Consider the following 24,713-nt stretch of genomic DNA (forward strand, 5'->3'; position numbering starts at 1 on the left):
CCGCGAACCCTGTGGGAGCCGGCTTGCCGGCGATAAGGCCACCACAGACACCACAAGGAACCGCCATGAACCACGACGTCATCATCACCTGCGCCCTCACTGGCGCCGGCGACACCGTTGCCAAGAGCCACCTGGTCCCCGTCACCCCCAAACAGATCGCCGAATCCGCCGTGGAAGCCGCAAAGGCCGGCGCCACCGTGGTCCACTGCCACGTCCGCGACCCGCAGACCGGCCGCTTCAGCCGCGACGTGAACCTCTACCGCGAGGTCATGGAGCGCATCCGCGAAGCCGACGTCGACGTCATCGTCAACCTCACCGCCGGCATGGGCGGCGACCTGGAGATTGGCCCTGGCGAAAACCCCATGGAATTCGGCCCCGGCACCGACCTGATCGGCCCGCTGGAGCGCCTGGCCCACGTCGAGGCGCTGCTGCCGGAGATCTGCACCCTGGACTGCGGCACCCTCAACTTCGGCGATGGCAACGCCATCTATGTCTCCACCCCTGCGCAGCTGCGCGCCGGCGCCAAGCGCATCACCGAGCTGGGCGTGAAGGCCGAACTGGAAATCTTCGACACCGGCCACCTGTGGTTCGCCAAGCAGATGATGAAAGAAGGCCTGCTCGAAGACCCGCTGTTCCAACTGTGCCTGGGCATCCCATGGGGCGCGCCGGCCGACACCACCACCATGAAGGCGATGGTCGACAACCTGCCGGCCAATGTCACCTGGGCCGGTTTCGGCATCGGTCGCATGCAGATGCCGATGGCCGCACAGGCCGTGCTGCTCGGCGGCAACGTGCGGGTCGGCCTGGAAGACAACCTGTACCTGGACCGTGGCGTGCTGGCCAGCAACGGCCAACTGGTGGAGCGCGCAGCCGAGATCATCACCCGTATGGGTGGCCGCGTCCTCTCTCCGGCAGAAGGCCGGGAAAAAATGAACCTCAAGCGCCGCTGATCCCTTCAGGAGACCGATATGCCCTTCATTACCGAGATCAAGACTTTCGCTGCCCTGGGTAGCGGCGTGATCGGCAGCGGCTGGGTTGCCCGCGCCCTTGCCCACGGCCTGGACGTGGTTGCCTGGGACCCGGCACCCGGTGCCGAACAGGCACTGCGCAAGCGCATCGCCAACGCCTGGCCGGCACTGGAAAAACAGGGCTTGGCACCCGGTGCGGCACAAGATCGTTTGAAGTTCGTTGCCACCATCGAGGAATGTGTTCGCGACGCCGACTTCATCCAGGAAAGCGCGCCAGAGCGTCTGGACCTCAAGCTCGACCTGCATGCGAAGATCAGCGCTGCTGCCAAACCCAACGCCATCATCGGTTCCAGCACTTCGGGCCTGCTGCCCAGCGAGTTCTACGAGTCGGCTACTCACCCCGAGCGCTGCGTGGTCGGCCACCCGTTCAACCCGGTATACCTGCTGCCACTGGTGGAGATCGTTGGCGGCAACCGGACCGCACCTGAAGCCATCGAGGCGGCAAAAACCATCTATACCGCACTGGGCATGCGCCCACTGCACGTGCGCAAGGAAGTGCCCGGCTTCATCGCCGACCGCCTGCTCGAAGCGCTGTGGCGCGAGGCGCTGCACCTGGTCAACGACGGCGTCGCGACCACGGGCGAAATCGACGACGCGATCCGCTTCGGCGCCGGCCTGCGCTGGTCGTTCATGGGCACCTTCCTGACCTACACCCTGGCCGGTGGCGATGCCGGCATGCGCCACTTCATGTCGCAGTTCGGCCCGGCGCTGAAGCTGCCCTGGACGTATCTGCCAGCGCCGGAACTGACCGACAAGCTGATCGATGACGTGGTGGACGGCACCTCCGAGCAACTGGGCGAACGCAGCATCGCGGCGCTGGAGCGCTACCGTGACGACACGCTGCTGGCGGTGCTGGAGGCGGTGAAGACCAGCAAGGCCAGCCATGGCATGTCGTTCAGCGACTGAGGAGACCCCGATGCCCGCACTGATCACCTACCGCACCCCAGTCCAGGAGGACTGGGTCGACTACAACGGGCACCTGCGCGATGCCTTCTACCTGCTGATCTTCAGCTACGCCACCGATGCGCTGATGGAGCGCATCGGCCTGGATGCCGACAGCAGGGGGCAGAGTGGGCAGTCGCTGTTTACCCTGGAAGCCCATATCAACTACCTGCACGAAGTGAAGCTGGGCACCGAAGTGTGGGTGCAGACGCAAATCATCGGCTTCGATCGCAAGCGCCTGCAGGTCTATCACAGCTTGCACCGGCAAGGGTTCGGCGACGCGCTGGCGGTCAGCGAGCAGATGCTGCTGCATGTCGACTTGGCGGGCCCGAAAGCGGCACCGTTCAGTGAGCGCAGCGCCGGGTTGCTGCAGGCACTGGTCGATAGCCAGCACGATCTGCAAGTACCTGAATACGTCGGACGAGTGATTGCCCTCCCCCCCGCTAAATAAACGGCAGGCAAAAAAATGGCCCCGGAAAGCCGTGAGCATCCGGGGCCAAGAGAGCGAGCAACATCCACTGTGCGTGAGCGAGGGTGACCAAACCCTCTGGTACCGTGAATGGCTTCAGTGTGCGGGCTTGCCGGGCAAGGGATTTAGCCGTAAACGACCTGTTCTTAGCCAAAGCAGCCATGGCGACAATCTGTGGTTGCGGGGCTGTCGTGCTCGTCACAGAATCGGTCGTGAATCAAGCAGCACTCTCTTCGCGATAAAAGGGACAACAGCCATGATGCATGCGGATTTGATTGATCAGGACGACCTGGCAGGCCACCTGCGCGCGCGCGGTTTCGACATCCCCGCCGGGGCCTCTGCCGAGCAGGCCTGCGAGGCGGTGGTACGCGGGCTGACCGAGCCCAATGCCCGGGCGCTCAAGGGCATGGTCGAGCAGATGTATACCGGTAGTGCGACGATCTTGCCGGCAGTGCGCCAGGCCATCGACAAGCAACTGCTGCCGGCGTTGGCGCAGTTCAACAAACGCGCGTAATCGGTCCTTCCTGTACCGGCCTCATCGCCGGCAAGCCGGCTCCCACAGGTAGATCACTGCCTTTGAGAACAGTGGTGTACGTGTGGGAGCCGGCTTGCCCGTGATGAGGCCGGTGCTGTTTCAGAGCCTCACACTGGCAAAGGTCGACTCATTGCGCGCCTGGCTCAGTGCGGCCATCGGCCCGCTGTGCGGCGACAGCGCCATGGCCTGCGGAATCGGCATCATCGCCACCTGCTGCGCCGTATTGGAGCCAACGCGCTCATCGCGCGGCGGAATGCCAAAGTACTCGCGGTAGCACTTGGAGAAGTGCGGCGTGGACACGAAGCCGCACACCGACGCCACTTCGATGATCGACATCGGCGTCTGCTTGAGCAGCTGCCGTGCGCGGATCAGGCGCAGCTTCAGGTAGTAGCGCGACGGCGAACAGTGCAGGTACTTCTGGAACAGCCGCTCGAGCTGGCGCCGCGACACGGACACGTACACCGCCAGCTCGTCCAGGTCGATCGGCTCTTCGAGGTTGGCCTCCATCAGCGCGACGATCTCCTGCAGCTTCGGCTGGTTGGTGCCGAGCATGTGCTTGAGCGGCACGCGCTGGTGGTCCTGCTCGTTGCGAATGCGCTCGTAGACGAACATCTCCGAGATCGCCGCCGACAGCTCGCGGCCGTGATCACGGCTGATCAGGTGCAGCATCATGTCCAGCGGCGCGGTGCCGCCGGAGCTGGTGAAGCGGTTGCGGTCGAGAGTGAACAGGCGTGTGCTCATGTTCACCCGTGGGAAGGCCTCCTGCATCGCCGCCAGGCATTCCCAGTGCACGCTGCAGTCGAAGCCATCGAGCAAGCCGGCGCAGGCCAATGCCCAGCTACCGGTGCACACCGCACCAAGGCGGCGCGACTGGCGCGCCTGGGCCTGCAACCAGGTGACGTGCTCGCGGGTGACCGAACGCTGGATGCCGACGCCTCCGCAGACAATCACCGTGTCCACGGCCGGCGCGTTGGCGATGGCGGCATCCGGGGTGATCTGCAGACCGTCACTGGCCCACACCTGCCCGCCGTCGATGGTCAGGGTGTGCCAGCGGTACAGCTCGCGCCCGGACAGCTGGTTGGCCATGCGCAGCGGCTCGACGGCCGAGGCGAGGGAGATCAGGGTGAAATTGTCCAAAAGAAGAAACCCGATGGACTGGGGTGCTGTGCGGTTCTGGGTTGGGTTCCCGGAGGTGTACGACGTCATCGCGATTTCTCCTCACACAATGCTGGGTGTGCCTCAGGCGGGCACTGATTTCTTGTTATTGACCCCCTGGTCATTTTCCGGGGGTAAGTATCCAATCTCAACGCAAACGCCGTGCCTGAAGTTGAACGGCCATCCAAAAAAACCTGAAAACGACGCCTTTATTGAGCAATTCAAAGCCTTGGGTCGAGTTGGTCAGTCATCGAAAACCAGCGCGCTAGCGCGTTGCGTGTAACGGTTGAGCAATTTAGTGACACGCCTAGTGTGGGTTTCCCAGAAACGACACTCTTGAGTGTCACCGACAATGCCCGCACTGATCGCGACATCCGACGACCGGCCATGCGCCAAAACAGGGCAGTACCGGGCGTGTTGCTTCTTTATGAATGCAGTGGCCCTATCGCCGGCAAGCCGGCTCCCACAGGGAGGTCACAGCGCTCAGAGCCTGTGCTGTATCTGTGGGAGCCGGCTTGCCGGCGATAGGGCCAAATGAGGGTGTCAGCATTCGATGGCGCTGACCGCCAGGCCACCGCGCGAAGTTTCCTTGTATTTGTCGTGCATGTCGGCACCGGTGTCACGCATGGTGCGGATCACCTGGTCGAGCGAGATGAAGTGCTCACCGTCGCCACGCAATGCCATCTGCACGGCATTGATGGCCTTGACCGCAGCAATCGCGTTGCGCTCGATGCAGGGTACCTGCACCAGGCCACCGACCGGGTCGCAGGTCAGCCCCAGGTTATGCTCGAGGGCAATTTCGGCAGCATTTTCCAACTGCGGCGGCGTCGCCCCAAGCACCTCGGCCAGCCCTGCCGCTGCCATGGCACACGCCGAACCGACTTCACCCTGGCAACCCACTTCGGCACCGGAAATCGACGCGTTCTTCTTGCACAAGATGCCCACGGCAGCGGCGCCAAGGAAGAAGTCGACCACGCTGGACTCGTCCACCGCATCGCTGAAGCGCATGTAGTAGTGCAGCACTGCCGGGATGATACCGGCCGCCCCGTTGGTGGGCGCCGTCACCATGCGCCCGCCGGCGGCGTTTTCTTCGTTGACCGCCAGGGCGAACAGGTTGACCCACTCCATGGCGCTCATGGTCGAGCCGATCACGTTGGGTTTGCCGATTTCCTGCAGGCTGCGGTGCAGCTTGGCAGCGCGGCGACGTACATTCAGCCCACCCGGTAGCGTGCCTTCATATTTCAGGCCGTTGTTGACGCACTCCTGCATGGCTTGCCAGAGCTTGTGCAGGCCGGCGCGAATCTCCTCTTCGCTACGCCAGACCTTCTCGTTGGCCATCATCAATTGCGACACACTGAGGTCGTTTTGCTTGCACAGGCGCAGCAGCTCGGCAGCGCTGTTGAAATCGTAGGGCAGCACCGTCTGGTCGGCATCCAGCACGCCACTGGCGGCCTGGGCCGCATCGACCACGAAACCGCCGCCCACCGAATAGTAGGTGTCGCGGTGCAGCTCGCCCTGCTCGCCTTCGGCAATCAGGGTCATGGCGTTGGGATGGTACGGCAGGTTCTCGTCCAGCAGGCGCATGTCGCGGGCCCAGACGAATTCGATGGGCAGGCGGCTGTCCAGCAGCAAGGTGTCGGTTTCACGCAGGTCGGCGATGCGCGGCACGATCTGGGTAGGGTCGATGGCGTCCGGCCATTCGCCCATCAGGCCCATGATGGTGGCGTTGTCGGTGCCGTGGCCGATGCCGGTGGCCGACAGCGAGCCGTACAGCCTTACTTCGATCCGCTTGACCCGCTCCAGCTCGCCGCGTTCGCGCAGGCCCTGGACGAACAGGGCGCCGGCACGCATGGGGCCGACGGTGTGGGAGCTGGAAGGCCCGACACCGATCTTGAACAGGTCGAACACGCTGATGGCCATTGTCGCTTCACCTCTTGCTGGGCTTGTCTCTGCGCGCCATGCGCAGGGCGGGGCAACTGCTAGGCTGAAGCTGCGAGCCGCCACGAATGCACGCATCATCGGGGTTTTGCTGCCCTCCTCGCCGTCTGCAACCGACGTACTTTTGTCCAGCAGCGCCGCGCTGTTTTGCCCGCCTGCGCGCCGCTTTCCAGCGTGCTGGTGACGCAAAAACGCGGCCGTAGGCGGGGAAAAATCCATATGCGACATCGCCCGTACTGGATGCGACCCGTTCCGTACTGGTTACGACCCCACCAGTAGGCGTAAGCCCTGCGCTGGAGGATTATCGAAAGCGACTCGTATTGCACGGCCTCGCATCCTGCCCTCTGCAGGCCTGGTCGACCGGACCCTGAGAAAGCCCGGCGACCCTCGCGAACCCGAAGATAAAATCACAGGAGTCCATCCATGAAAGGTTCACCCTCGCTGTTGCTGGTTGCGTTGCTATCCGCACCGTTGCTGGCCCAGGCCGCCGAACCCGAGCAGTGCCAGACGGTACGCTTCTCGGACGTCGGCTGGACCGACATCACCGTGACCACCGCAACCACCAGCGTTGTGCTCGAAGCACTGGGTTACAAGACCCACACCACCATGATCTCGGTGCCGGTGACCTACAAGTCGCTGGCCACCGGCAAGGACCTGGACGTGTTTCTCGGCAACTGGATGCCGACCATGGAGAACGACATCAAGCAGTACCGCGACGCCGGCACTGTCGAGACGGTTCGCGCCAACCTGGAAAACGCCAAGTACACCTTGGCCGTGCCCCAGGCGCTGTATGACAAGGGGCTGAAGGATTTCAGCGACATTCCCAAGTTCAAGAAGGAACTGGACGGCAAGATCTACGGCATCGAACCCGGCAACGATGGCAACCGCACCATCCAGAGCATGATCGACAAGAACGCCTTCGGCCTGAAGGACGCTGGCTTCAAGATCGTGCAGTCGAGCGAGGCCGGCATGCTGTCGCAGGTCGACCGGGCGCAAAAGCGTGACGAAGCCATCGTGTTCCTGGGCTGGGAACCGCACCCGATGAACACCCGCTTCAAAATGGAGTACCTCACCGGTGGGGATGAGTTCTTCGGCCCCGACTTCGGCAAGGCCACCGTACTCACCAACACCCGCAAGGGCTACGTGAACGAATGCAGCAACGTCGGCCAGTTGCTGAAGAACCTGTCGTTCGAGCTCAAGGATGAAAGCACCATGATGGGCTATGTCCTGGACGATAAGATGAAACCCGACGCTGCCGCCAAGAAGTGGCTCAAAGACAACCCCGGCAAGCTGGACGCCTGGCTGGCGGGTGTCACCACCGTGGATGGCAAACCCGGCCTTGAGGCGGCCAAGGCCAAACTGACGCAATAACGCAAGACGCAATAGCAACACCGCGGGGCGTGGCCGTGCCCGCCCCGGACTGATTTCAATCTTTGCAGGTGGAAGCTCGCTATCATGCTTATCGATCAGAAAATACCCCTGGGGCAGTACATCGCCTCATTCGTCGAATGGTTGACCCAGAACGGCGCCAGCTACTTCGACGCTATCGCTCAAGGCCTGGAATTCATGATCCATGGCGTCACCAGTGCCTTGACCTGGTTCAACCCGTTCGTACTGATTGCCCTGTTTGCCGCCCTGGCGCACCTGATCCAGCGCAAATGGGCGCTGACCGTATTCGTCGCCCTGTCGTTCCTGCTGATCCTCAACCTGGGGTACTGGCAGGAAACCATGGAAACCCTGGCGCAGGTCACCTTCGCCACGGTGGTCTGCGTGGCCATCGGCGTGCCGCTGGGCATCCTCGCCGCACACAAACCGATGTTCTATACCGCCATGCGCCCGGTGCTTGACCTGATGCAGACGGTGCCGACCTTCGTCTACCTGATCCCGACCCTGACCCTGTTCGGCCTGGGTGTGGTGCCAGGGCTGATCTCCACGGTGGTGTTCGCCATCGCCGCCCCCATCCGCCTCACTTACCTGGGCATCTGCGACGTGCCGCAAGAGCTGTTGGACGCCGGCAAGGCCTTTGGCTGCTCGCGCCGCCAGTTGCTGACGCGCATCGAACTGCCGCATGCCATGCCGAGCATCGCCGCCGGCGTCACCCAGTGCATCATGCTGTCGCTATCGATGGTGGTGATCGCCGCCCTGGTCGGCGCCGACGGCCTGGGCAAACCCGTGGTCAACGCACTGAACACCGCCGATATCTCCTTGGGCTTCGAAGCGGGCCTGGCGATCGTGCTGCTGGCGATCATGCTCGACCGTATCTGCAAGCAACCGGAACTGCCGGTAAGGGGTGAGGCATGAGCATCATTCGTTTCGAAGACGTCGACGTCATCTTCTCCAACAAGCCGCGCGAAGCGCTGGCGCTGCTCGACCAGGGCAAGACCCGCGAGCAGATCCTCAAGCAGACCGGCCTGGTGGTGGGGGTCGAAAAGGCCAACCTGGACATCAACAAGGGCGAGATCTGCGTGCTGATGGGCCTGTCCGGTTCGGGCAAGTCGAGCCTGCTGCGCTGCATCAACGGCCTCAACACCGTGAGCCGCGGCAAGCTGTTCGTTGAGCACGAAGGCAAGCACATCGACATCGCCCACTGCACCCCCGCCGAGCTGAAGATGATGCGCACCAAGCGCATCGCCATGGTGTTCCAGAAGTTCGCCCTGATGCCTTGGCTGACCGTGCGCGAGAACATCAGCTTCGGCCTGGAAATGCAGGGCCGCCCCGAGAAGGAACGGCGCAAGCTGGTCGATGAGAAACTGGAGCTGGTGGGCCTGACCCAGTGGCGCAACAAGAAGCCGGACGAACTCTCCGGCGGCATGCAGCAGCGCGTGGGCCTGGCCCGGGCGCTGGCCATGGATGCCGACATTCTGCTGATGGACGAACCGTTCTCGGCCCTCGACCCGCTGATCCGCCAGGGCCTGCAGGATGAGTTGCTGACCCTGCAGAGCAAGCTGAACAAGACCATCGTGTTCGTCAGCCACGACCTCGATGAAGCGCTGAAACTGGGTAGCCGCATCGCCATCATGAAAGACGGCCGGATCATCCAGTACAGCAAGCCTGAAGAGATCGTGCTCAACCCGGCCGACGAGTATGTACGCACCTTCGTCGCCCATACCAACCCGCTGAACGTGCTGTGTGGCCGCAGCCTGATGCGCACCCTCGACAACTGCAAACGCATCAACGGCTCGGTGTGCCTGGACCCGGGTATCGACTCGTGGCTCGACCTTGGCGAAGGGGGTTCGCTCAAGCGTGCACGCCAGGGGCAGAACGGGCTGGACCTGCAGAACTGGGCGCCAGGGGAAGACGTGGAGCTACTCGAACGGCGGCCCACATTGGTGAATGCCGATATCGGCATGCGCGAGGCGCTGCGGATTCGTTATCAGACCGGCAACAAGCTGGTGTTGCAGGATAACGACAAGGTAGTGGGGATTTTGGGGGATACCGAGCTTTATCACGCGTTGCTCGGCAAGAACCACGGGTGAAGCTATTGGGGCCGCTGTGCGGCCCATCGCCGGCAAGCCGGCGCCCACATTGACCTCGGTGTACACGGGCCCCATGTGGGAGCCGGCTTGCCGGCGATGGGCTGCAAAGCAGCCCCAATCAATCGATCAGCGAACGACGATCCCGCGCGAAGCCATGTAGGCCTTGGCCTCCGGCACCGTATACTCGCCAAAGTGGAAGATACTCGCCGCCAGCACCGCACTGGCATGCCCTTCCAGAATGCCATCCGCCAGGTGCTGCAGGTTACCCACACCCCCCGAGGCAATCACCGGAATCCCCAGCGCATCGCTAATCGCCCGGGTAACACCCAGGTCGAAACCGTTCTTCATGCCGTCCTGATCCATGCTGGTCAGCAGGATCTCGCCGGCACCCAGGCCCTCCATCTTCTTCGCCCACTCCACGGCATCCAGCCCGGTCGGCTTGCGCCCGCCGTGGGTGAAGATCTCCCAGCGCGGTGCTTCACCCGGGCCGGACACCTTCTTGGCGTCGATGGCGACGACGATGCACTGCGAACCGAAACGGTCCGCCGCCTCACCCACGAACTCCGGGTTGAACACTGCCGCCGTGTTGATCGAAACCTTGTCGGCACCGGCATTGAGCAGGTTGCGGATGTCTTGCACGGTGCGCACGCCACCGCCCACGGTCAGCGGGATGAATACCTGGCTGGCCATGCGCTCGACGGTATGCAGCGTGGTGTCGCGGCCATCGACGCTGGCGGTGATGTCGAGGAAGGTGATTTCGTCGGCACCCTGCTCGTTGTAGCGACGGGCGATTTCCACCGGGTCGCCGGCATCACGGATGTTCTCGAACTTGACGCCCTTGACCACCCGGCCGTTGTCCACGTCCAGGCAAGGGATGATGCGCTTGGCCAGTGCCATGGTTCAGTCCTCAGCCTTGGTAGTTGTCGCAGAAGGCCTGGGCCTCGGCGACATCGAGGGTGCCTTCGTAGATGGCACGGCCGGTGATGGCGCCGATGATGCCTGGGGCCTTGGCGTCCAGCAGGGCCTTGATGTCACCCAGGTTGTGGATGCCGCCCGAGGCGATCACCGGAATGCGGGTGGCTTCGGCCAGCGCCTTGGTGAACGGCACGTTGCAGCCTTGCATCATGCCGTCTTTGGCGATGTCGGTGTAGACGATCGCCGAGACGCCATCGGCCTCGAAGCGCTTGGCCAGGTCAATGACCTGCACCGAGCTCACTTCAGCCCAGCCGTCGGTGGCGACGAAACCGTCCTTGGCGTCCAGGCCGACAATGACCTTGCCCGGGAATGCCTTGCACGCCTCGGCGACGAACTCAGGCTGCTTGACCGCCTTGGTGCCGATGATCACGTAGCTGACGCCGGCCTTGACGTAGTGTTCGATGGTTTCCAGCGAACGGATGCCGCCGCCGATCTGGATCGGCAGGTTCGGGTAGCGCTTGGCGATGGCAGTGACCACTTCACCGTTGACCGGCTGGCCTTCGAAGGCGCCGTTGAGATCGACCAGGTGCAGGCGGCGGCAGCCACCCTCGACCCACTTGGCGGCCATGCTCACCGGGTCGTCGGAGAATACCGTGGAGTCTTCCATCCGGCCCTGGCGCAGGCGCACGCAGGCACCGTCCTTCAGATCGATAGCGGGGATAATCAGCATCTTGGGAACCTGTCTATTTGTTGGGTTTCAGGGCTTCTCGAGTGCCCACAGGTCGCTTTCGATGCTCTCGAACCGCTCCTTGAGGTGCAGCTGAACATCGGCAATCGCCCTGTTGTAGTAATGGGGTGCAATCTCTTTGCTGAACACGTCGAGGACTTCAGCCACTTCGAACGACCCCAGCTGCAACTCGAAACGGTCTTCGAGAAAACGCTTGAGGGTATCGAGCGCCTCGCGCTCCTGTTCGGGGGCCAGGGTAATGACCGGGGCCTTGGTCTTCGACCTGCTCATTTACCAGCGCCCGTCCCAGGCGACGAAGTTCTGCAGCAACTGCAGGCCATGGGTATGGCTCTTCTCCGGGTGGAACTGCACGGCAAAGCGCGAACCATCAGCCAGCGCAGCGGCGAAATCGACGCCGTAATGGCCGCGGCCGACCACCTGGCCCGGCTTGCCGGCATTGATGTAGTAGCTGTGCACGAAGTAGAAGCGCGCGCGGTCCGGGATGTCGTGCCACAACGGGTGGTCGATGGTCTGGCTGACCTCGTTCCAGCCCATGTGCGGCACCTTCAGGTGCTCGCCGTCCTCTTCCAGGCCCTTGCCGAAGAAGCGCACCTGGCCGGGGAACAGGCCGATACAGTCGACGCCTTCGTTTTCTTCGCTGCGGTCGAGCAAAGCTTGCATGCCCACGCAGATACCGAGGAACGGGCGGTCCTGGCTGACTTCACGCACCAGGGTGTCGAAGCCCAGGCGGCGGATTTCGGCCATGCAGTCGCGAATCGCGCCGACGCCTGGGAATACCACACGGTCAGCTTCACGAATCACCGCAGCGTCGCTGGTGACCAGCACCTTGCCGGCGCCGACATGCTCCAGCGCCTTGGCCACCGAGTGAAGGTTGCCCATGCCATAGTCGATTACGGCTACCGTCTGCATTTACAGGCATCCCTTGGTGGATGGCATCTGCCCGGCCATGCGCTCGTCCAGGGTGATGGCCATGCGCAGGGCGCGGCCAAAGGCCTTGAACACGGTTTCGATCTGGTGGTGGGTGTTGTGGCCACGCAGGTTGTCGATGTGCAGGCTCACCAGGGCGTGGTTGACGAAGCCCTGGAAGAACTCCTGGAACAGGTCGACATCGAAACCACCGACCGTGGCGCGGGTGTACGGCACATGCATCTGCAGGCCGGGGCGGCCGGAGAAGTCGATGACCACGCGCGACAGCGCTTCGTCCAGCGGCACGTAGGCGTGGCCGTAGCGGAAGATGCCTTTCTTGTCGCCGATGGCCTGGGCGAATGCCTGGCCCAGCGTGATACCGACGTCTTCGACGGTATGGTGATCGTCGATATGCAGGTCGCCCTTGCATTCGATATCCAGATCGATCAGCCCATGGCGGGCGATCTGGTCGAGCATGTGTTCAAGGAAAGGCACGCCGATATCGAATCGAGCCTTGCCACTGCCATCGAGGTTGATCGAGCACTTGACCTGGGTTTCCAGGGTATTGCGCTCGACGGAAGCCTTACGTTCGACCATCACCAGCTCCGCAAAATCATTGGGCGAAAAGGGCTCCATTATAGGCCCAGATCGCGCCAGCTTGAAACGCGGATGACATATGGCGATGCAAGGGCTGCTTTGCAGCCCATCGCGGGCAAGCCAGCTCCCACAATCTTGAGCGTTGCAGAGTAGCTGTGGGAGCCGGCTTGCCGGCGATGAAGCCATCACAGCCAGCCAATCAGCCAGCTGTCATACCCTTCAGTGGAACAACACCGCCGTCTTCTGCAGGGTAATCCACACCCCCCAAGCCAACGGAATCACTACCACCGCCCAGGCCACCAGTACCAGCGGCAGGCTCCCCGGCGCGGCATGCCACTCCAGCGAACGCGCACCGTCGGCACCCTTGTCGTGGCTCAGCGCCCGCTCGGCCGCCAGTTCGGCATCGCTCATGAAGTGCTTGTCCGCCACCGGCCGCACCAGCATGTTGCAGATGAAACCCAGCACCAGCAGGCCGGCAAGGATGTACAGGGTCATGTCATAAGCCGCTGCCCGCTCCACGCCCGCCGCCAGCTGATACTCGCGCAGGTAGGTGATCAGCACCGGCCCCAGCACACCCGCCGCCGCCCAGGCAGTCAGCAGGCGACCGTGGATGGCGCCTACCATCTGCGTACCGAACAGGTCGGCCAGGTAAGCCGGCACGGTGGCGAAACCGCCGCCGTACATGGACAGGATGATGCAGAAGGCCGCCACGAACAGTGCCACGTTACCCAAGTGGCCCATGTTAGGCACCAGGCTGTAAAGGCCGACACCCAGGGCGAAGAAGGCGAAGTAGGTGTTCTTGCGGCCGATGTAGTCCGAGAACGAGGCCCAGAAGAAGCGCCCGCCAATGTTGAACAGGCTCAGCAGGCCGGTGAAGCCCGCAGCGATCGCGGCAATCTGTGCCAGTTGCGCGGCGTTCAGCTCGCTGAAGGTCAGCTCGTTGCCCAGCAGCTTGCCGGCGAACACTTCCTGCAACAGCGGCGAGGCCATGCCCAGAATACCGATACCCGCCGACACGTTGAGGCACAAAACCAGCCAGATAAGCGCAAATTGCGGGGTTTTCCATGCAACACTCACGTGCACATGGCGATCGGTGACCATCGCGTTGGCCTTCTTCACCGGCGCAGTCCAGCCCTCGGGCTTCCAGCCGGTAGGCGGCACACGGTACGCCAGGGCACCGGCGGTCATGAACACGAAGTAGATCGCGGCCATGGCGACGAAGCTCTGCCATACCCCGACTTCATGCTCGTTGCCGAAGTGGCCCATCAGCGCGGTCGCCAAGGGCGCTCCCACCATGGCGCCCCCCCCGAAGCCCATGATCGCCATGCCGGTGGCCATGCCGCGTTTGTCCGGGAACCACTTGATCAAGGTCGAAACCGGGGAGATGTAGCCCAGGCCCAAGCCGATACCCCCGATGACACCGGACCCCAGCCACATCAGCCACAGCTGGTGGGTTTTCACGCCGATCGCTGAAATCAGCATGCCGCCACACCAGCACAGCGCCGACACCAGGCCGGCCTTGCGCGGGCCGGCGTGTTCCAGCCAGCCGCCGAGCACGGCGGCCGAGCAGCCGAGGAAGACGAAGAACAGGGTGTAGATCCAGCTCAGCATCGAGATTGGCCAATCGCACTCGGCACTGAACAGGCGGGCGATGAAGCCCATGTCCGCCGAGCAGGCAACCGGCGCGGTGATGCCGATGGCCTGGGACAACGGCAGCCAGAACACCGAGAAGCCGTAGGCCATGCCGATGCACAGGTGAATGGCCAGGGCTGCCGGTGGTACCAGCCAGCGGTTGAAGCCCGGGCGGGCGATGATGCGCTCCTTCGACAAGAAGCCCGGCGCGCTGGCGGCGGCTCCTGCCGTGATACTGCTGTTCATGGATTCGATCCTTTTGTAGGTAGACGATGCCCGCGGATTGAATGCCCGGCTCTTCTGGCTGCACACAAGGCGAAACACGGCCGTTAGCGGCAACGCCCGCGACAATCGGTCGCGACGCACCACGCAAGCGGCGCAAGGTTAGCAGCATCAAGTGCCATGAAAGCAATCTGATATCGTTATTTTTTGCACAGCTGAAACGGTATTTCTGCCGACACCTGCAGGAACGGGTTTGCCCGCGCAGAGAACGGCACTGTCACACCGACGGAACTGACACCTTTCAAGCTGTCGAAAGCCGCACTACCTCATTCATTAGTAGGAAATGCCCTGTATCTCTAGTCGGATACGCAGGGCCTACCCCGGCGGCGCTATACTCAACCGCTTGAAATTCAAAAACGGACTACAAGGACTCGCCCATGAAAGCGTTCGGCAAAATCCTGGGACTGGGGCTTCTCGGGTTGCTGCTGATCATCGTGGCACTGGGCTTCGCCCTGACCCACCTCTTCGATCCCAACGACTACAAAGACGAGATCCGCCAGTTGGCGCGCGACAAGGCCCATGTCGAGCTGACCCTCAATGGCGATATCGGCTGGAGCCTGTTCCCCTGGCTGGGGCTGGAGCTGCACGACGCCAGCATCGCTACCTTGAACAAACCCACCGAGCCCTTTGCCGACTTGCAGATGCTTGGCCTGTCGGTTCGTGTACTGCCCTTGCTGCGCCGCGAAGTGCAGATGAGCGATGTACGCGTCGAAGGCCTGAACCTGACCCTGGTCCGCGACGAACAGGGCCACGGCAACTGGCAAGACATCGGCAAACCACTACCGCCCCAGGGCGGCACAAGCGCCAATGCGCCGGCCCCCGCGGAGCAACCAGGCACGCCCGCCGAAAGCGGCAGCGAACGCGCAGTCAAACTCGACATCGACAGCCTCACCGTGAACAACGCCCGAGTGCAGTACACCGATGCCCAGAACGGCAAGAGCTACAGCGCTGAAAGCATCCAGTTGAGTACCGGCCCGGTTCACGAGGGCAGCAACATTGCGCTCAAGGCCAGTGCCTTCCTCAGCGCCAGCCAGCCGAACCTCAAGGCCCGCACCGAACTGGCCGGCGAACTGCGCTTCGACCGCAAGCTCAAGCGCTACAACTTCGAAGACATGCGCCTTTCGGGCGAAACCTCGGGTGAGCCAACCGGCGGCAAGACCGTGACCTTCGCCGCTCAAGGCCAGCTGTTGGTCGACATGGCTGCCAACGTCGCGTCGTGGAACGGCCTGAAAATCTCGGCCAACCAACTGCGTGCCCTCGGCGAGCTGAACCTGCGCGACCTGGACAAGGCTCCGCAGCTCAGCGGTGGCTTGTCGATTGCGCAGTTCAACCTGCGCACCTTCCTCGACGGGATTGGCCGCACCCTGCCCGCCACCAATGACCCGGCCGCCTTCAGCAAGCTGGAGCTGGTGACCCGCCTGCAGGGCACCCCGAACAGCCTGGCCCTGGCAGACCTTGCGGTAAAACTGGACGACAGCACCTTCACCGGCCGCGTGGCCGTCGAAGACTTCGCCAAGCAGGCCCTGCGCCTGCAGCTCAAGGGCGACAAGTTCGACGCCGACCGTTACCTGCCGGCCAAGAGCGAAGAGGCCAAGGGCGCCACCGCCGCACGCCAGAGCGAAGTGCAGCAACAGGAAGCCACCGCCTTGGGCAACCCCGGCAGCTCGCCACTGCCCAACGCGCCGACTCAGGTGGCGTGGAGCAACGACAAGCTGTTGCCGGTAGACCGCCTGCGCGAGCTCGACCTGCAAGCCGACCTAGCCTTCGGTTCGCTGACCCTGGACAAACTGCCGATCAGCGATGCCCAGCTGCAAGCCACCGGCCAGGGCGGCCTGCTGACCCTGCAAGGGCTGCGCGGCGGCCTCTACAATGGCAGCTTCGAAGCCAAGGGCAGCGTCGACGTACGCCCTGCCGTGCCGCAGGTTGGCTTGAACACCAAGATCAACCGCGTGCCGGTCGAGCACTTCATCAAGCGTGAAGGCAAGGAGCAGACCCCACCGGTCAAGGGCCTGCTGACCCTGACCAGCGACCTGACCGCGACTGGCAACAGCCAGAAAGCACTGGTCGAAACCCTCAACGGCAGCGCAAACTTCACCATCAACGATGGCGTGCTGGTCAACGCCAACCTGGAACAGCAGCTGTGCCAGGCCATCGCCACCCTCAACCGCAAGACCCTCAGCGGCGAACCCCGCGGCAAGGACACCCCGTTCGAAGAGCTGCGCGGCAGCCTGGTGGTGCGCAACGGCGTAGCCAGCAATCCGGACCTCAAGGCGCGTATCCCCGGCCTTACCGTCAACGGCCACGGCGACCTCGACCTGCGCGTACTGGGCATGGACTACAACGTCGGCGTGATCGTCGAAGGTGACCAGCGTGCCATGCCGGACCCGGCCTGCCAGGTCAACGAACGCTTCGCAGGCGTCGAAGTGCCGCTGCGCTGCCGTGGCCCGCTGGAGCTGGGTGCCAAGGCCTGCCGCCTGGACCAGGACGGCCTGGGCAAGGTCGCAGCGAAGTTGGCTGGCAACCGCCTGAAAGACAAGATCGATGAAAAGCTCGATGAAAAACTCGGAGACAAAGTGAGCCCAGAACTGAAAGAAACGCTCAAGGGGCTGTTCAAGCGATGAGCCCAGAGCAGTTCTCCAGCGCCGTGCTGGCCTGGTACGACCAGCACGGCCGCCACGACCTGCCCTGGCAACAGGGCATCACCCCTTACCGGGTGTGGGTGTCGGAAATCATGCTGCAGCAGACCCAGGTCAGCACCGTGCTCAACTACTTCGACCGCTTCATGCAGGCCCTGCCGACCGTGCAGGCGCTGGCCGAGGCACCAGAAGACGAAGTGCTGCACCTGTGGACCGGGCTGGGTTACTACACCCGTGCGCGCAACCTGCAGAAGGCCGCGAAGGTGGTCGTGGAGCAGTATGGCGGCGAGTTCCCGCGCAGCGTCGAGCAACTCACCGAACTGCCCGGCATCGGCCGCTCCACCGCCGGGGCCATTGCCAGCATCAGCATGGGCATCCGTGCGCCGATTCTCGACGGTAACGTCAAGCGCGTACTGGCCCGCTACACCGCCCAGCCCGGCTACCCCGGCGAACCCAAGGTCGCCAACCAGCTATGGGCCACAGCCGAACGCTTCACCCCGCAGCAGCGTGCCAACCACTACACCCAGGCGATGATGGACATGGGCGCCACGCTGTGCACCCGTAGCAAGCCCAGTTGCCTGATCTGCCCGTTGCAGCGCGGCTGCGAAGCCCACCTGCACGGTGAAGAAACCCGCTACCCCGAGCCCAAACCACGCAAGGCGCTGCCTCAACGGCGCACGCTGATGCCGCTGCTGGCCAACCACGAAGGCGCTATCCTGCTGTATCGCCGCCCTTCCAGTGGCCTTTGGGGCGGCTTGTGGAGCCTGCCCGAGCTGGACGACATCGGCCAACTCGACGACCTCGCCTACCAGCACGGCCTGCGCCTGGCCGAGAGCCGCGCGCTTGACGGCCTGACCCATACCTTCAGCCATTTCCAGCTGGCGATCGAGCCGTGGCTGGTACGCGTCGACCCGGTCGGCCAGCACATGGCCGAGGCCGACTGGCTCTGGTATAACCTCGCCACCCCGCCGCGCCTGGGCCTCGCCGCCCCGGTCAAGAAGCTGCTCAAACGCGCGGCCGACGAACTGATTGCAGGAGATGCCCGATGACCCGCACCGTGATGTGCCGCAAGTACAAAGAAGAATTGCCAGGCCTGGACCGCCCGCCTTACCCAGGCGCCAAGGGCCAGGACATCTTTGATCACATCTCGCAGAAAGCCTGGGCCGACTGGCAGAAGCACCAGACCATGCTGATCAACGAAAAGCGCCTGAACATGATGAACGCCGAGGACCGCAAGTTCCTCCAAGGCGAGATGGACAAGTTTTTCGCCGGCGAAGAATACGCCCAGGCGGAAGGCTACGTACCACCGGCCGTATGACCCCAGAAATCGTAAGCGACGGAATTAATTTAAAATTTTTTCAAAAAGTCGTTGACGAGCGGTCTGGAAATCTATTTAATTCACCTCGTCGCCCAGATAGCTCAGTCGGTAGAGCAGAGGATTGAAAATCCTCGTGTCGGCGGTTCGACTCCGTCTCTGGGCACCACCTTCAAGCTTCTGGTGGTTGCAAAGTTACCCGAAGCGACAACAAGAAACCCGCCTAGTGCGGGTTTTTTGTTGTCTGTGATTTTTGCAGCAGGATCAGCAGCTTCACCCCAAGCGCCGGATGAGCTACTGGTCGGTCGTGCGCAGCCCATCGCCGGCAAGCCGGCTCCCACAGGTTTGGCGTTGTACCTGTAGGAGCCGGCTTGCCGGCGATGGGCCGCACAGCGGCCTCTGTCAGCAACACTTGGGTTTCCCAGGCAACTGCGCTTCAATACGCGCACTTTTCGGACACACCCAAGGAATCGCCCCATGGCCTCCAATACCAAGCAACAGAAACGCGCCAAACGCGCCGCCAGCAAGGCCAAGCAGAACCGCATGGTGCGCAGCGGCCAGGCGGTCAAGGCAAGCACGGGTGACAGCGCCAGCATCGAGCAGGTTTTCCACAAGGCCATGGAGTCGGACAGCTACAAGGAGCTGTTCAACAAGATGAAAGCCGCACAGGAAACCAGCCTGGTCGCGATGATCTCGGTGTTCCTGGTCGACCCGCTGCTGGCACTGGTGCTCAAGGGCCACAAAGAAGAACACGCCACCGACTACATCGTGCTGGTGTTCAACGCCTACCGCACCTGGCTTGATGGCGCCGACGAAGACACCACCATGGCCTGGCTGGAGAGCGACGAGTTCCAGGAAGCCTATATCGCCGCTTCCGAGCTGGTAGCCAAGCAGCAACAACAGCAGAAGCAGTTTGGCTAAAACCTCACCGCCCTGAAGCTTGCGGGGTACCTGTAGGAGCCGGCTTGCCGGCGATAGGGCCGGCACAGACAAACAAAAAGGCCGCGCCCTACCCAGGGCGCGGCCTTTTTTAATTGCAGCCCGCGCGGATCAGTTATCCAGCGCCACCCGCCCAGCAGCCTCACGCTTGCGATGCACCAGCAAGCCCGCTGCTACCACACCAATGCTCAGCAGCGCAGTCGCGATGATCTCGGCACGGTGGTCCTCACGCAGGGCCATCACCACCAGAATGGCAACGATGAAGGCAATGGTCGCCCAGGTCAGCCCCGGGAACAGCCACATCTTGAAGGCGATCTTCTCGCCGCGAGCCTCGCGCTGGCTGCGCATGCGCAACTGCGACACGGCAATCACCAGGTACACCAGCAGCGCGATGGCACCGGAGCTGGCCAGCAGGAACTCGAACACCTGGGCCGGCGCCACGTAGTTGGCGAACACGCACAGGAACGCCGCCGCGGTCGACAGCAATACCGCCACATACGGGGTAGCTGCCTTGGTGGTGCGCTGGGCAACGGCCGGTGCATCACCCCGTTTGCTCAGCGAGAACAGCATGCGCGACGAGGTGTACAGCGCCGAGTTCAGGCAGCTGGTCACGGCGATCAGCACGACGATGTCGACGATCAGCTTGGCGTTCGGCACGCCGATGCGGCTCAGTACAGTCTGGTAGGAACCGGTTTCGGCCAGCGCCGGGTCGTTCCACGGCACCAGGGCCACGACCAGGAAGATCGACACCAGGTAGAACAGGCAGATACGCCAAATCACCGAGTTGGTTGCACGGCTGATCTGCTTGCCCGGGTCTTTCGACTCGGCGGCAGCGATGGTCACGATCTCGGTACCCATGAACGAGAACATGGTGGTCAGCATGGCCGCCAGCACAGCGCCCAGGCCATTGGGCATGAAGCCCTGGGTATCGAACAGGTGGCTGGCACCGCTGACCTGGCTGCTTGGCATGAAGCCAAACATGGCAGCGCAGCCGACCACGATGAAGCCGATGATCGCCAGTACCTTGAGCAGGGCGAACCAGAACTCGAATTCACCGTAGTTCTTCACGCTGCACAGGTTGGTCGCCGTCAGGGCCAAGGTAATAAGGAGGGAGAAGGCCCACAGGTCGACTGCCGGGAACCAGGCATGCAGGATCGCTGCAGCCGCGTTGGCTTCCAACGGGATGACCAGCACCCAGAACCACCAGTACAACCAGCCAATGGTGAAGCCAGCCCAGCGGCCAATGGCGCGGTCGGCATAGGTGGAGAACGAACCAGTATCCGGCGAGGCGATGGCCATTTCGCCGAGCATGCGCATCACCAGCACCACCAAGGTACCGGCAGCGGCATAGGCCAGCAGCACGGCAGGGCCGGCAGCAGCGATGGCGTGGCCGGAGCCGACGAACAGACCGGCGCCGATGACGCCAGCAATGGACAGCATGGTGACATGCCGTTGTTTGAGCCCCTGAGCGAGGTCATTGGAATTGTTACCGCTCATAAAACTACCTTTGTAAGGAGTGGACCACCCGACTGAATACGAAGCGCGCCAGGGGTGAGTTAGGCGTCGCTGCAATCGGCGGTTTCCAGACGGCAATAAGCGGGCCATGTGCTGAATGCATTCGTCAGATAAGACTGGCAGGGCGTAAAGGACGCGGCTTGCAGGGCTTTCGGCCAACTCCTGACCGAAAGGCCGTCAAATCCGACAGGAAAGACGGGATTACGGAAATACCCACTTACAAATGCACCAGAGGTGCTCCTCGGTAACACCTCTGCACTATTGCAAAGCAAAAAAGTGCAACCTTGCGGTATCACCTTTTGCCTTGCGGGCCAATCGCGGGCAAGCCCGCTCCTACAGGGGCAGCAGCGTCAGCGGGTACGGCTTCAGCCGCGATCGAGGCCAAAATTGCTTCCCAGCCCTGCCCAAAACTGGCACCATCGCGCCTTTTTTCATCAAGGCTCTGGAGCTGGGCGACACCTTCGCGGACATCTGCGCGACGTTGCACTGCAGCGATGCGACAAACTGCCCCGCCACTGCCCCGAGCCCCCTGCGACCCTGTTGGCCGCCCTGATGCCGCTATGCTAGCTTGGCGCACGCCAGGAAGGCCGCCAACAGCTGGGAACGCACCCGAACACATGAGGACCGCACATGGCCCAGGCCACGCCCGCGCTGGAAATCCGCAATCTGCACAAACGTTACGGCGAGCAGGAAATTCTCAAGGGCATTTCGCTGACCGCGCGTGACGGTGACGTGATCTCCATCCTGGGATCGTCCGGCTCCGGCAAGTCCACCCTGCTGCGCTGCATTAACCTGCTGGAAAACCCTCATCAGGGTGAAATCCTCGTTGCAGGCGAAGCGCTCAAGCTCAAGGCCGCCAAGAACGGCGACCTGATAGCTGCCGACAATCGCCAGATCAACCGCCTGCGCAGCGAAATCGGCTTCGTCTTCCAGAACTTCAACCTGTGGCCGCACATGTCGATCCTCGACAACATCATCGAGGCGCCACGCCGCGTGCTCGGCCAGAGCAAAGCCGAGGCCATCGAAGCCGCCGAGGCGCTGCTGAACAAGGTCGGCATCTACGACAAACGCCACAGCTACCCCGCCCAGCTTTCCGGTGGCCAGCAGCAGCGTGCTGCCATCGCCCGCACCCTGGCCATGCGGCCCAAGGTCATTCTGTTCGACGAGCCAACTTCGGCGCTCGATCCGGAAATGGTCCAGGAAGTGCTTAACGTTATCCGCGCACTGGCCGAAGAAGGCCGTACCATGCTGCTGGTGACACACGAGATGAACTTTGCCCGCCAGGTGTCCAGTGAAGTGGTCTTCCTGCACCAGGGCCTGGTTGAAGAGCAAGGATCGCCGCAGCAGGTCTTCGAGAACCCGACCTCGGCGCGTTGCAAGCAATTCATGTCCAGCCACCGCTAACGGAGCAACACGAATGCAGACCTATAAGAAATTCCTCCTGGCAGCTGCCGCCACCCTGGTGATGTCGGCCAACGCCATGGCCGCAGAAAAACTGCGCATGGGTATCGAAGCCGCCTACCCACCGTTCAACAACAAGGATGCCAGCGGCCAGGTCGTCGGCTTCGACAAAGACATCGGCGACGCCCTGTGCGCCAAGATGAAGGTCGAGTGCGAAGTCGTCACCTCCGACTGGGACGGCATCATCCCGGCCCTGAAAGCGAAGAAATTCGACTTCCTGATCTCCTCGCTGTCGATCACCGACGAGCGCAAGGAGTCCGTTGACTTCACCGACCCGTACTACTCGAACAAGCAACAGTTCATCGCGCCGAAGAACGTCGACTTCAAGACCGACGATAAGTCACTCGAAGGCAAGACCATCGGCACCCAGCGCGCCACCCAAGCTGCGACCTGGCTGGACGATCACGGCGGCATGGACGGCAAATTCAAGGTCAACCTGTACGACGGCCAGGAAAACGCCTACCTGGACCTGACCTCCGGCCGCCTCGACGCCATCCTCGCCGACAAATACGCCAACTACGACTGGCTGAAGTCCGAAGCCGGCAAGAACTATGAGTTCAAAGGTGAGCCGGTCAACGACAGCGACAAGGTCGGCATCGCCGTTCGCAAAGGCGACGATGAGCTGCGCAACAAGCTCAATGCCGCACTGAAGGAAATTGTCGCCGACGGCACCTACAAGAAGATCAACGACAAGTATTTCCCGTTCAGCATCTATTGATTCGCCCCGACCGGTACGCCCTTGGGCGTGCCGGTCCTTAGAACGACCCTGCCCATGAATATCGACCTGCACGGATTCGGTCCGGCCCTGGCGGCTGGCACCTTGATGACCGTAAAACTGGCGCTTTGCGCCTTGCTGCTGGGGCTGGTCCTGGGCCTGCTCGGCGCTCTGGCCAAGACGTCCTCGATCAAGCCACTGCAATGGCTTGGCGGCTTCTACTCGACCCTGGTTCGCGGCGTGCCCGAACTGCTGTGGGTCCTGCTGATCTATTTCGGCACCGTCGGGCTGATGAACAGCCTCGGCGAAGCCCTGAACATGCCTGGCCTGGAACTCAGCGCCTTCGCCGCCGGAGTCATCGCCCTGGGGCTGTGCTTCGGCGCCTACGCCACCGAAGTGTTCCGTGGCGCCATCCTGGCCATCCCCAAAGGCCACCGCGAGGCCGGCCTGGCGCTGGGTCTGTCGAACGGGCGCATCCTGTCGCGGATCATCCTGCCGCAGATGTGGCGCATCGCCCTGCCCGGCCTCGGCAACCTGTTCATGATCCTGATGAAGGACACCGCGCTGGTGTCGGTGATCGGCCTGGAAGAAATCATGCGCCACGCGCAAATTGGCGTGACCGTGACCAAGGAGCCATTCACCTTCTATATGGTCGCCGCCTGCATCTACCTGAGCCTGACCATCGTTGCCATGACCGGCATGCACTTCATGGAAAAACGCGCCGCTCGCGGCTTTGCGAGGGCCGAATAATGAATTGGGAAGTGATCATCAAGTGGCTGCCGCGCCTGGCCCAGGGTGCCACCCTGACGCTGGAGCTGGTCGCCATCGCGGTCGTCGCCGGGTTGATCCTGGCCATCCCGCTGGGCATCGCCCGCTCCTCGCGCCACTGGTACGTGCGCGCTGTCCCTTACGGCTACATCTTCTTCTTCCGCGGCACGCCGCTGCTGGTGCAGTTGTTCCTGGTCTACTACGGCCTGGCGCAGTTCGACCTGGTGCGTTCGAGCAGCCTGTGGCCATACCTGCGCGATCCGTTCTGGTGCACCGTGCTGACCATGACCCTGCACACCGCTGCCTACATCGCCGAAATCCTGCGCGGTGCGCTGCAGGCCATCCCCAAGGGTGAAATCGAGGCGGCGCGGGCGCTGGGCATGTCGCGTGGCAAGACACTGTTCTACATCATGCTGCCGCGTGCGGCGCGCATCGGCTTGCCGGCGTACAGCAACGAAGTGATCCTGATGCTCAAGGCCAGCGCCCTGGCCAGTACCGTGACCCTGCTGGAACTGACCGGCATGGCGCGCACCATCATTGCCCGAACCTACCTGCCGGTAGAGATCTTCTTCGCTGCCGGGGTGTTCTACCTGGTGATCTCGTTCGTGCTGGTGCAAGGCTTCAAGCTGCTGGAGCGCTGGTTGCGCGTGGACGCCTGCCAAGGGCGTTGAGATCTCACTGGCTTCATCGCGGATAAATCCGCTCCTACCACCGGCCCGCGCGGTCCTCGTAGGAGCGGAT

The 24,713-nt window shown here is 62.8% G+C and carries 25 protein-coding genes and 1 tRNA gene; 17 read left to right on the forward strand and 9 right to left on the reverse strand.

Annotated elements, in window-relative coordinates; translation table 11 throughout:
• Window positions 1-65 precede the first annotated feature (65 nt).
• From KU43P_RS25310 to KU43P_RS25325, 4 genes are all read left to right on the forward strand, one after another.
• Window positions 66-950, forward strand: coding sequence for a 3-keto-5-aminohexanoate cleavage protein (locus KU43P_RS25310; RefSeq protein WP_317660176.1), 885 nt, complete (start codon window positions 66-68; stop codon window positions 948-950).
• 18 nt (window positions 951-968) lie between these two features.
• Window positions 969-1,934: an L-carnitine dehydrogenase gene (locus KU43P_RS25315; protein WP_317660177.1), complete on the forward strand. Its 966-nt coding sequence runs from the start codon at window positions 969-971 to the stop codon at window positions 1,932-1,934.
• A gap of 10 nt (window positions 1,935-1,944) precedes the next feature.
• A complete protein-coding gene (locus KU43P_RS25320; RefSeq protein ID WP_317660178.1) occupies window positions 1,945-2,421 on the forward strand; it encodes a thioesterase family protein in 477 nt (158 codons plus the stop codon).
• Window positions 2,422-2,695: 274 nt separating this feature from the next.
• Entirely contained in the window at window positions 2,696-2,953 is a 258-nt protein-coding gene (locus KU43P_RS25325) for a hypothetical protein (protein ID WP_003255717.1), read from the forward strand.
• A 120-nt stretch (window positions 2,954-3,073) separates the two neighbouring features.
• Here the strand turns inward: KU43P_RS25325 and KU43P_RS25330 are convergent, their stop codons facing one another.
• Window positions 3,074-4,180 (reverse strand): GlxA family transcriptional regulator, encoded by a 1,107-nt coding sequence (locus tag KU43P_RS25330; protein WP_317660179.1) that lies wholly within the window; start codon window positions 4,178-4,180, stop codon window positions 3,074-3,076.
• Between KU43P_RS25330 and KU43P_RS25335 the strand changes: the two genes are divergently transcribed.
• Complete coding sequence (locus tag KU43P_RS25335) at window positions 4,098-4,412, forward strand: hypothetical protein (protein ID WP_317663926.1); 315 nt, start codon at window positions 4,098-4,100, stop codon at window positions 4,410-4,412. The two genes, KU43P_RS25330 and KU43P_RS25335, sit on opposite strands and share 83 nt — an antisense overlap.
• 260 nt (window positions 4,413-4,672) lie before the next feature.
• Here KU43P_RS25335 and KU43P_RS25340 read toward each other — a convergent pair whose 3' ends face one another.
• On the reverse strand, window positions 4,673-6,049 hold the full coding sequence (locus KU43P_RS25340) for an L-serine ammonia-lyase (RefSeq protein ID WP_317660180.1): 1,377 nt from the start codon (window positions 6,047-6,049) through the stop codon (window positions 4,673-4,675).
• Between the two features lie 441 nt (window positions 6,050-6,490).
• On the opposite strand from KU43P_RS25340, the gene KU43P_RS25345 reads away from it, so the two are divergent.
• The 3 genes from KU43P_RS25345 to choV all read left to right on the forward strand — a co-directional run bounded on the left by KU43P_RS25345 (window position 6,491) and on the right by choV (window position 9,543).
• Window positions 6,491-7,438: a choline ABC transporter substrate-binding protein gene (locus KU43P_RS25345; protein ID WP_317660181.1), complete on the forward strand. Its 948-nt coding sequence runs from the start codon at window positions 6,491-6,493 to the stop codon at window positions 7,436-7,438.
• 81 nt (window positions 7,439-7,519) lie between these two features.
• Window positions 7,520-8,368 carry a choline ABC transporter permease subunit gene (choW, locus tag KU43P_RS25350; RefSeq protein WP_176517976.1) on the forward strand — a complete coding sequence of 283 codons (849 nt, stop codon included), beginning with the start codon at window positions 7,520-7,522 and terminating at the stop codon, window positions 8,366-8,368.
• Window positions 8,365-9,543, forward strand: a complete 1,179-nt coding sequence (gene choV, locus KU43P_RS25355) for a choline ABC transporter ATP-binding protein (protein WP_317660182.1) — start codon at window positions 8,365-8,367, stop codon at window positions 9,541-9,543. Before choW ends, choV begins: the two co-directional genes overlap by 4 nt.
• 126 nt (window positions 9,544-9,669) lie before the next feature.
• Here choV and hisF read toward each other — a convergent pair whose 3' ends face one another.
• The 6 genes from hisF to KU43P_RS25385 form a co-directional block, all read right to left on the reverse strand.
• Complete coding sequence (gene hisF, locus KU43P_RS25360) at window positions 9,670-10,440, reverse strand: imidazole glycerol phosphate synthase subunit HisF (RefSeq protein WP_011536177.1); 771 nt, start codon at window positions 10,438-10,440, stop codon at window positions 9,670-9,672.
• 10 nt (window positions 10,441-10,450) lie between these two features.
• On the reverse strand, window positions 10,451-11,188 hold the full coding sequence (hisA, locus tag KU43P_RS25365; RefSeq protein WP_003255731.1) for a 1-(5-phosphoribosyl)-5-[(5-phosphoribosylamino)methylideneamino]imidazole-4-carboxamide isomerase: 738 nt from the start codon (window positions 11,186-11,188) through the stop codon (window positions 10,451-10,453).
• A gap of 27 nt (window positions 11,189-11,215) precedes the next feature.
• Window positions 11,216-11,476, reverse strand: a complete 261-nt coding sequence (locus tag KU43P_RS25370; protein ID WP_008091494.1) for a DUF2164 domain-containing protein — start codon at window positions 11,474-11,476, stop codon at window positions 11,216-11,218.
• Window positions 11,477-12,115, reverse strand: a complete 639-nt coding sequence (gene hisH, locus KU43P_RS25375; protein WP_317660183.1) for an imidazole glycerol phosphate synthase subunit HisH — start codon at window positions 12,113-12,115, stop codon at window positions 11,477-11,479.
• Entirely contained in the window at window positions 12,116-12,709 is a 594-nt protein-coding gene (gene hisB / locus KU43P_RS25380; protein WP_027594270.1) for an imidazoleglycerol-phosphate dehydratase HisB, read from the reverse strand.
• A gap of 219 nt (window positions 12,710-12,928) precedes the next feature.
• On the reverse strand, window positions 12,929-14,587 hold the full coding sequence (locus KU43P_RS25385) for an OFA family MFS transporter (RefSeq protein WP_317660184.1): 1,659 nt from the start codon (window positions 14,585-14,587) through the stop codon (window positions 12,929-12,931).
• Window positions 14,588-15,000: 413 nt separating this feature from the next.
• Here KU43P_RS25385 and KU43P_RS25390 point away from each other — a divergent pair, with 413 nt between their 5' ends.
• The 5 genes from KU43P_RS25390 (at window position 15,001) to KU43P_RS25410 (ending at window position 19,495) form a co-directional block, all read left to right on the forward strand.
• Window positions 15,001-17,244, forward strand: a complete 2,244-nt coding sequence (locus KU43P_RS25390) for an AsmA family protein (RefSeq protein ID WP_317660185.1) — start codon at window positions 15,001-15,003, stop codon at window positions 17,242-17,244.
• Window positions 17,241-18,308, forward strand: a complete 1,068-nt coding sequence (mutY, locus tag KU43P_RS25395; RefSeq protein ID WP_317660187.1) for an A/G-specific adenine glycosylase — start codon at window positions 17,241-17,243, stop codon at window positions 18,306-18,308. Before KU43P_RS25390 ends, mutY begins: the two co-directional genes overlap by 4 nt.
• Window positions 18,305-18,577 carry an oxidative damage protection protein gene (locus tag KU43P_RS25400; RefSeq protein WP_317660188.1) on the forward strand — a complete coding sequence of 91 codons (273 nt, stop codon included), beginning with the start codon at window positions 18,305-18,307 and terminating at the stop codon, window positions 18,575-18,577. Before mutY ends, KU43P_RS25400 begins: the two co-directional genes overlap by 4 nt.
• Window positions 18,578-18,667: 90 nt before the next feature.
• A tRNA-Phe gene (locus KU43P_RS25405) sits at window positions 18,668-18,743 on the forward strand.
• A gap of 308 nt (window positions 18,744-19,051) precedes the next feature.
• On the forward strand, window positions 19,052-19,495 hold the full coding sequence (locus tag KU43P_RS25410; protein WP_317660189.1) for a hypothetical protein: 444 nt from the start codon (window positions 19,052-19,054) through the stop codon (window positions 19,493-19,495).
• Between the two features lie 129 nt (window positions 19,496-19,624).
• On the opposite strand, the gene gabP is transcribed toward KU43P_RS25410, so the two are convergent.
• Window positions 19,625-21,010, reverse strand: a complete 1,386-nt coding sequence (gene gabP / locus KU43P_RS25415) for a GABA permease (protein WP_317660190.1) — start codon at window positions 21,008-21,010, stop codon at window positions 19,625-19,627.
• Between the two features lie 648 nt (window positions 21,011-21,658).
• Here gabP and KU43P_RS25420 point away from each other — a divergent pair.
• Genes KU43P_RS25420 through KU43P_RS25435 form a run of 4 tightly spaced genes read left to right on the forward strand, consistent with a single transcriptional unit; the run spans window position 21,659 to window position 24,643 of the window.
• Window positions 21,659-22,432 (forward strand): ABC transporter ATP-binding protein, encoded by a 774-nt coding sequence (locus tag KU43P_RS25420; protein ID WP_317660191.1) that lies wholly within the window; start codon window positions 21,659-21,661, stop codon window positions 22,430-22,432.
• A 13-nt stretch (window positions 22,433-22,445) separates the two neighbouring features.
• On the forward strand, window positions 22,446-23,207 hold the full coding sequence (locus tag KU43P_RS25425) for an ABC transporter substrate-binding protein (protein ID WP_317660192.1): 762 nt from the start codon (window positions 22,446-22,448) through the stop codon (window positions 23,205-23,207).
• Window positions 23,208-23,261: 54 nt separating this feature from the next.
• Window positions 23,262-23,954: an ABC transporter permease gene (locus KU43P_RS25430; protein ID WP_317660193.1), complete on the forward strand. Its 693-nt coding sequence runs from the start codon at window positions 23,262-23,264 to the stop codon at window positions 23,952-23,954.
• Entirely contained in the window at window positions 23,954-24,643 is a 690-nt protein-coding gene (locus tag KU43P_RS25435; RefSeq protein ID WP_317660194.1) for an ABC transporter permease, read from the forward strand. Before KU43P_RS25430 ends, KU43P_RS25435 begins: the two co-directional genes overlap by 1 nt.
• Window positions 24,644-24,713: the final 70 nt, after the last annotated feature.

This window comes from Pseudomonas sp. KU43P (genome assembly GCF_033095865.1).
Lineage (GTDB): Bacteria > Pseudomonadota > Gammaproteobacteria > Pseudomonadales > Pseudomonadaceae > Aquipseudomonas.

Coding starts and splice junctions, on each gene's coding strand:
- hisA (WP_003255731.1), bottom strand. CDS start 11,188: ATGCTGATTATCCCCGCTATCGATCTGAAGGACGGTGCCTGCGTGCGC.
- mutY (WP_317660187.1), top strand. CDS start 17,241: ATGAGCCCAGAGCAGTTCTCCAGCGCCGTGCTGGCCTGGTACGACCAG.
- KU43P_RS25320 (WP_317660178.1), top strand. CDS start 1,945: ATGCCCGCACTGATCACCTACCGCACCCCAGTCCAGGAGGACTGGGTC.
- KU43P_RS25385 (WP_317660184.1), bottom strand. CDS start 14,587: ATGAACAGCAGTATCACGGCAGGAGCCGCCGCCAGCGCGCCGGGCTTC.
- KU43P_RS25325 (WP_003255717.1), top strand. CDS start 2,696: ATGATGCATGCGGATTTGATTGATCAGGACGACCTGGCAGGCCACCTG.
- hisB (WP_027594270.1), bottom strand. CDS start 12,709: ATGGTCGAACGTAAGGCTTCCGTCGAGCGCAATACCCTGGAAACCCAG.
- KU43P_RS25425 (WP_317660192.1), top strand. CDS start 22,446: ATGCAGACCTATAAGAAATTCCTCCTGGCAGCTGCCGCCACCCTGGTG.
- choV (WP_317660182.1), top strand. CDS start 8,365: ATGAGCATCATTCGTTTCGAAGACGTCGACGTCATCTTCTCCAACAAG.
- hisH (WP_317660183.1), bottom strand. CDS start 12,115: ATGCAGACGGTAGCCGTAATCGACTATGGCATGGGCAACCTTCACTCG.
- KU43P_RS25435 (WP_317660194.1), top strand. CDS start 23,954: ATGAATTGGGAAGTGATCATCAAGTGGCTGCCGCGCCTGGCCCAGGGT.
- KU43P_RS25315 (WP_317660177.1), top strand. CDS start 969: ATGCCCTTCATTACCGAGATCAAGACTTTCGCTGCCCTGGGTAGCGGC.
- KU43P_RS25430 (WP_317660193.1), top strand. CDS start 23,262: ATGAATATCGACCTGCACGGATTCGGTCCGGCCCTGGCGGCTGGCACC.
- KU43P_RS25390 (WP_317660185.1), top strand. CDS start 15,001: ATGAAAGCGTTCGGCAAAATCCTGGGACTGGGGCTTCTCGGGTTGCTG.
- KU43P_RS25345 (WP_317660181.1), top strand. CDS start 6,491: ATGAAAGGTTCACCCTCGCTGTTGCTGGTTGCGTTGCTATCCGCACCG.
- KU43P_RS25400 (WP_317660188.1), top strand. CDS start 18,305: ATGACCCGCACCGTGATGTGCCGCAAGTACAAAGAAGAATTGCCAGGC.
- KU43P_RS25410 (WP_317660189.1), top strand. CDS start 19,052: ATGGCCTCCAATACCAAGCAACAGAAACGCGCCAAACGCGCCGCCAGC.
- hisF (WP_011536177.1), bottom strand. CDS start 10,440: ATGGCACTGGCCAAGCGCATCATCCCTTGCCTGGACGTGGACAACGGC.
- KU43P_RS25310 (WP_317660176.1), top strand. CDS start 66: ATGAACCACGACGTCATCATCACCTGCGCCCTCACTGGCGCCGGCGAC.
- KU43P_RS25340 (WP_317660180.1), bottom strand. CDS start 6,049: ATGGCCATCAGCGTGTTCGACCTGTTCAAGATCGGTGTCGGGCCTTCC.
- KU43P_RS25420 (WP_317660191.1), top strand. CDS start 21,659: ATGGCCCAGGCCACGCCCGCGCTGGAAATCCGCAATCTGCACAAACGT.
- gabP (WP_317660190.1), bottom strand. CDS start 21,010: ATGAGCGGTAACAATTCCAATGACCTCGCTCAGGGGCTCAAACAACGG.
- KU43P_RS25330 (WP_317660179.1), bottom strand. CDS start 4,180: ATGACGTCGTACACCTCCGGGAACCCAACCCAGAACCGCACAGCACCC.
- KU43P_RS25370 (WP_008091494.1), bottom strand. CDS start 11,476: ATGAGCAGGTCGAAGACCAAGGCCCCGGTCATTACCCTGGCCCCCGAA.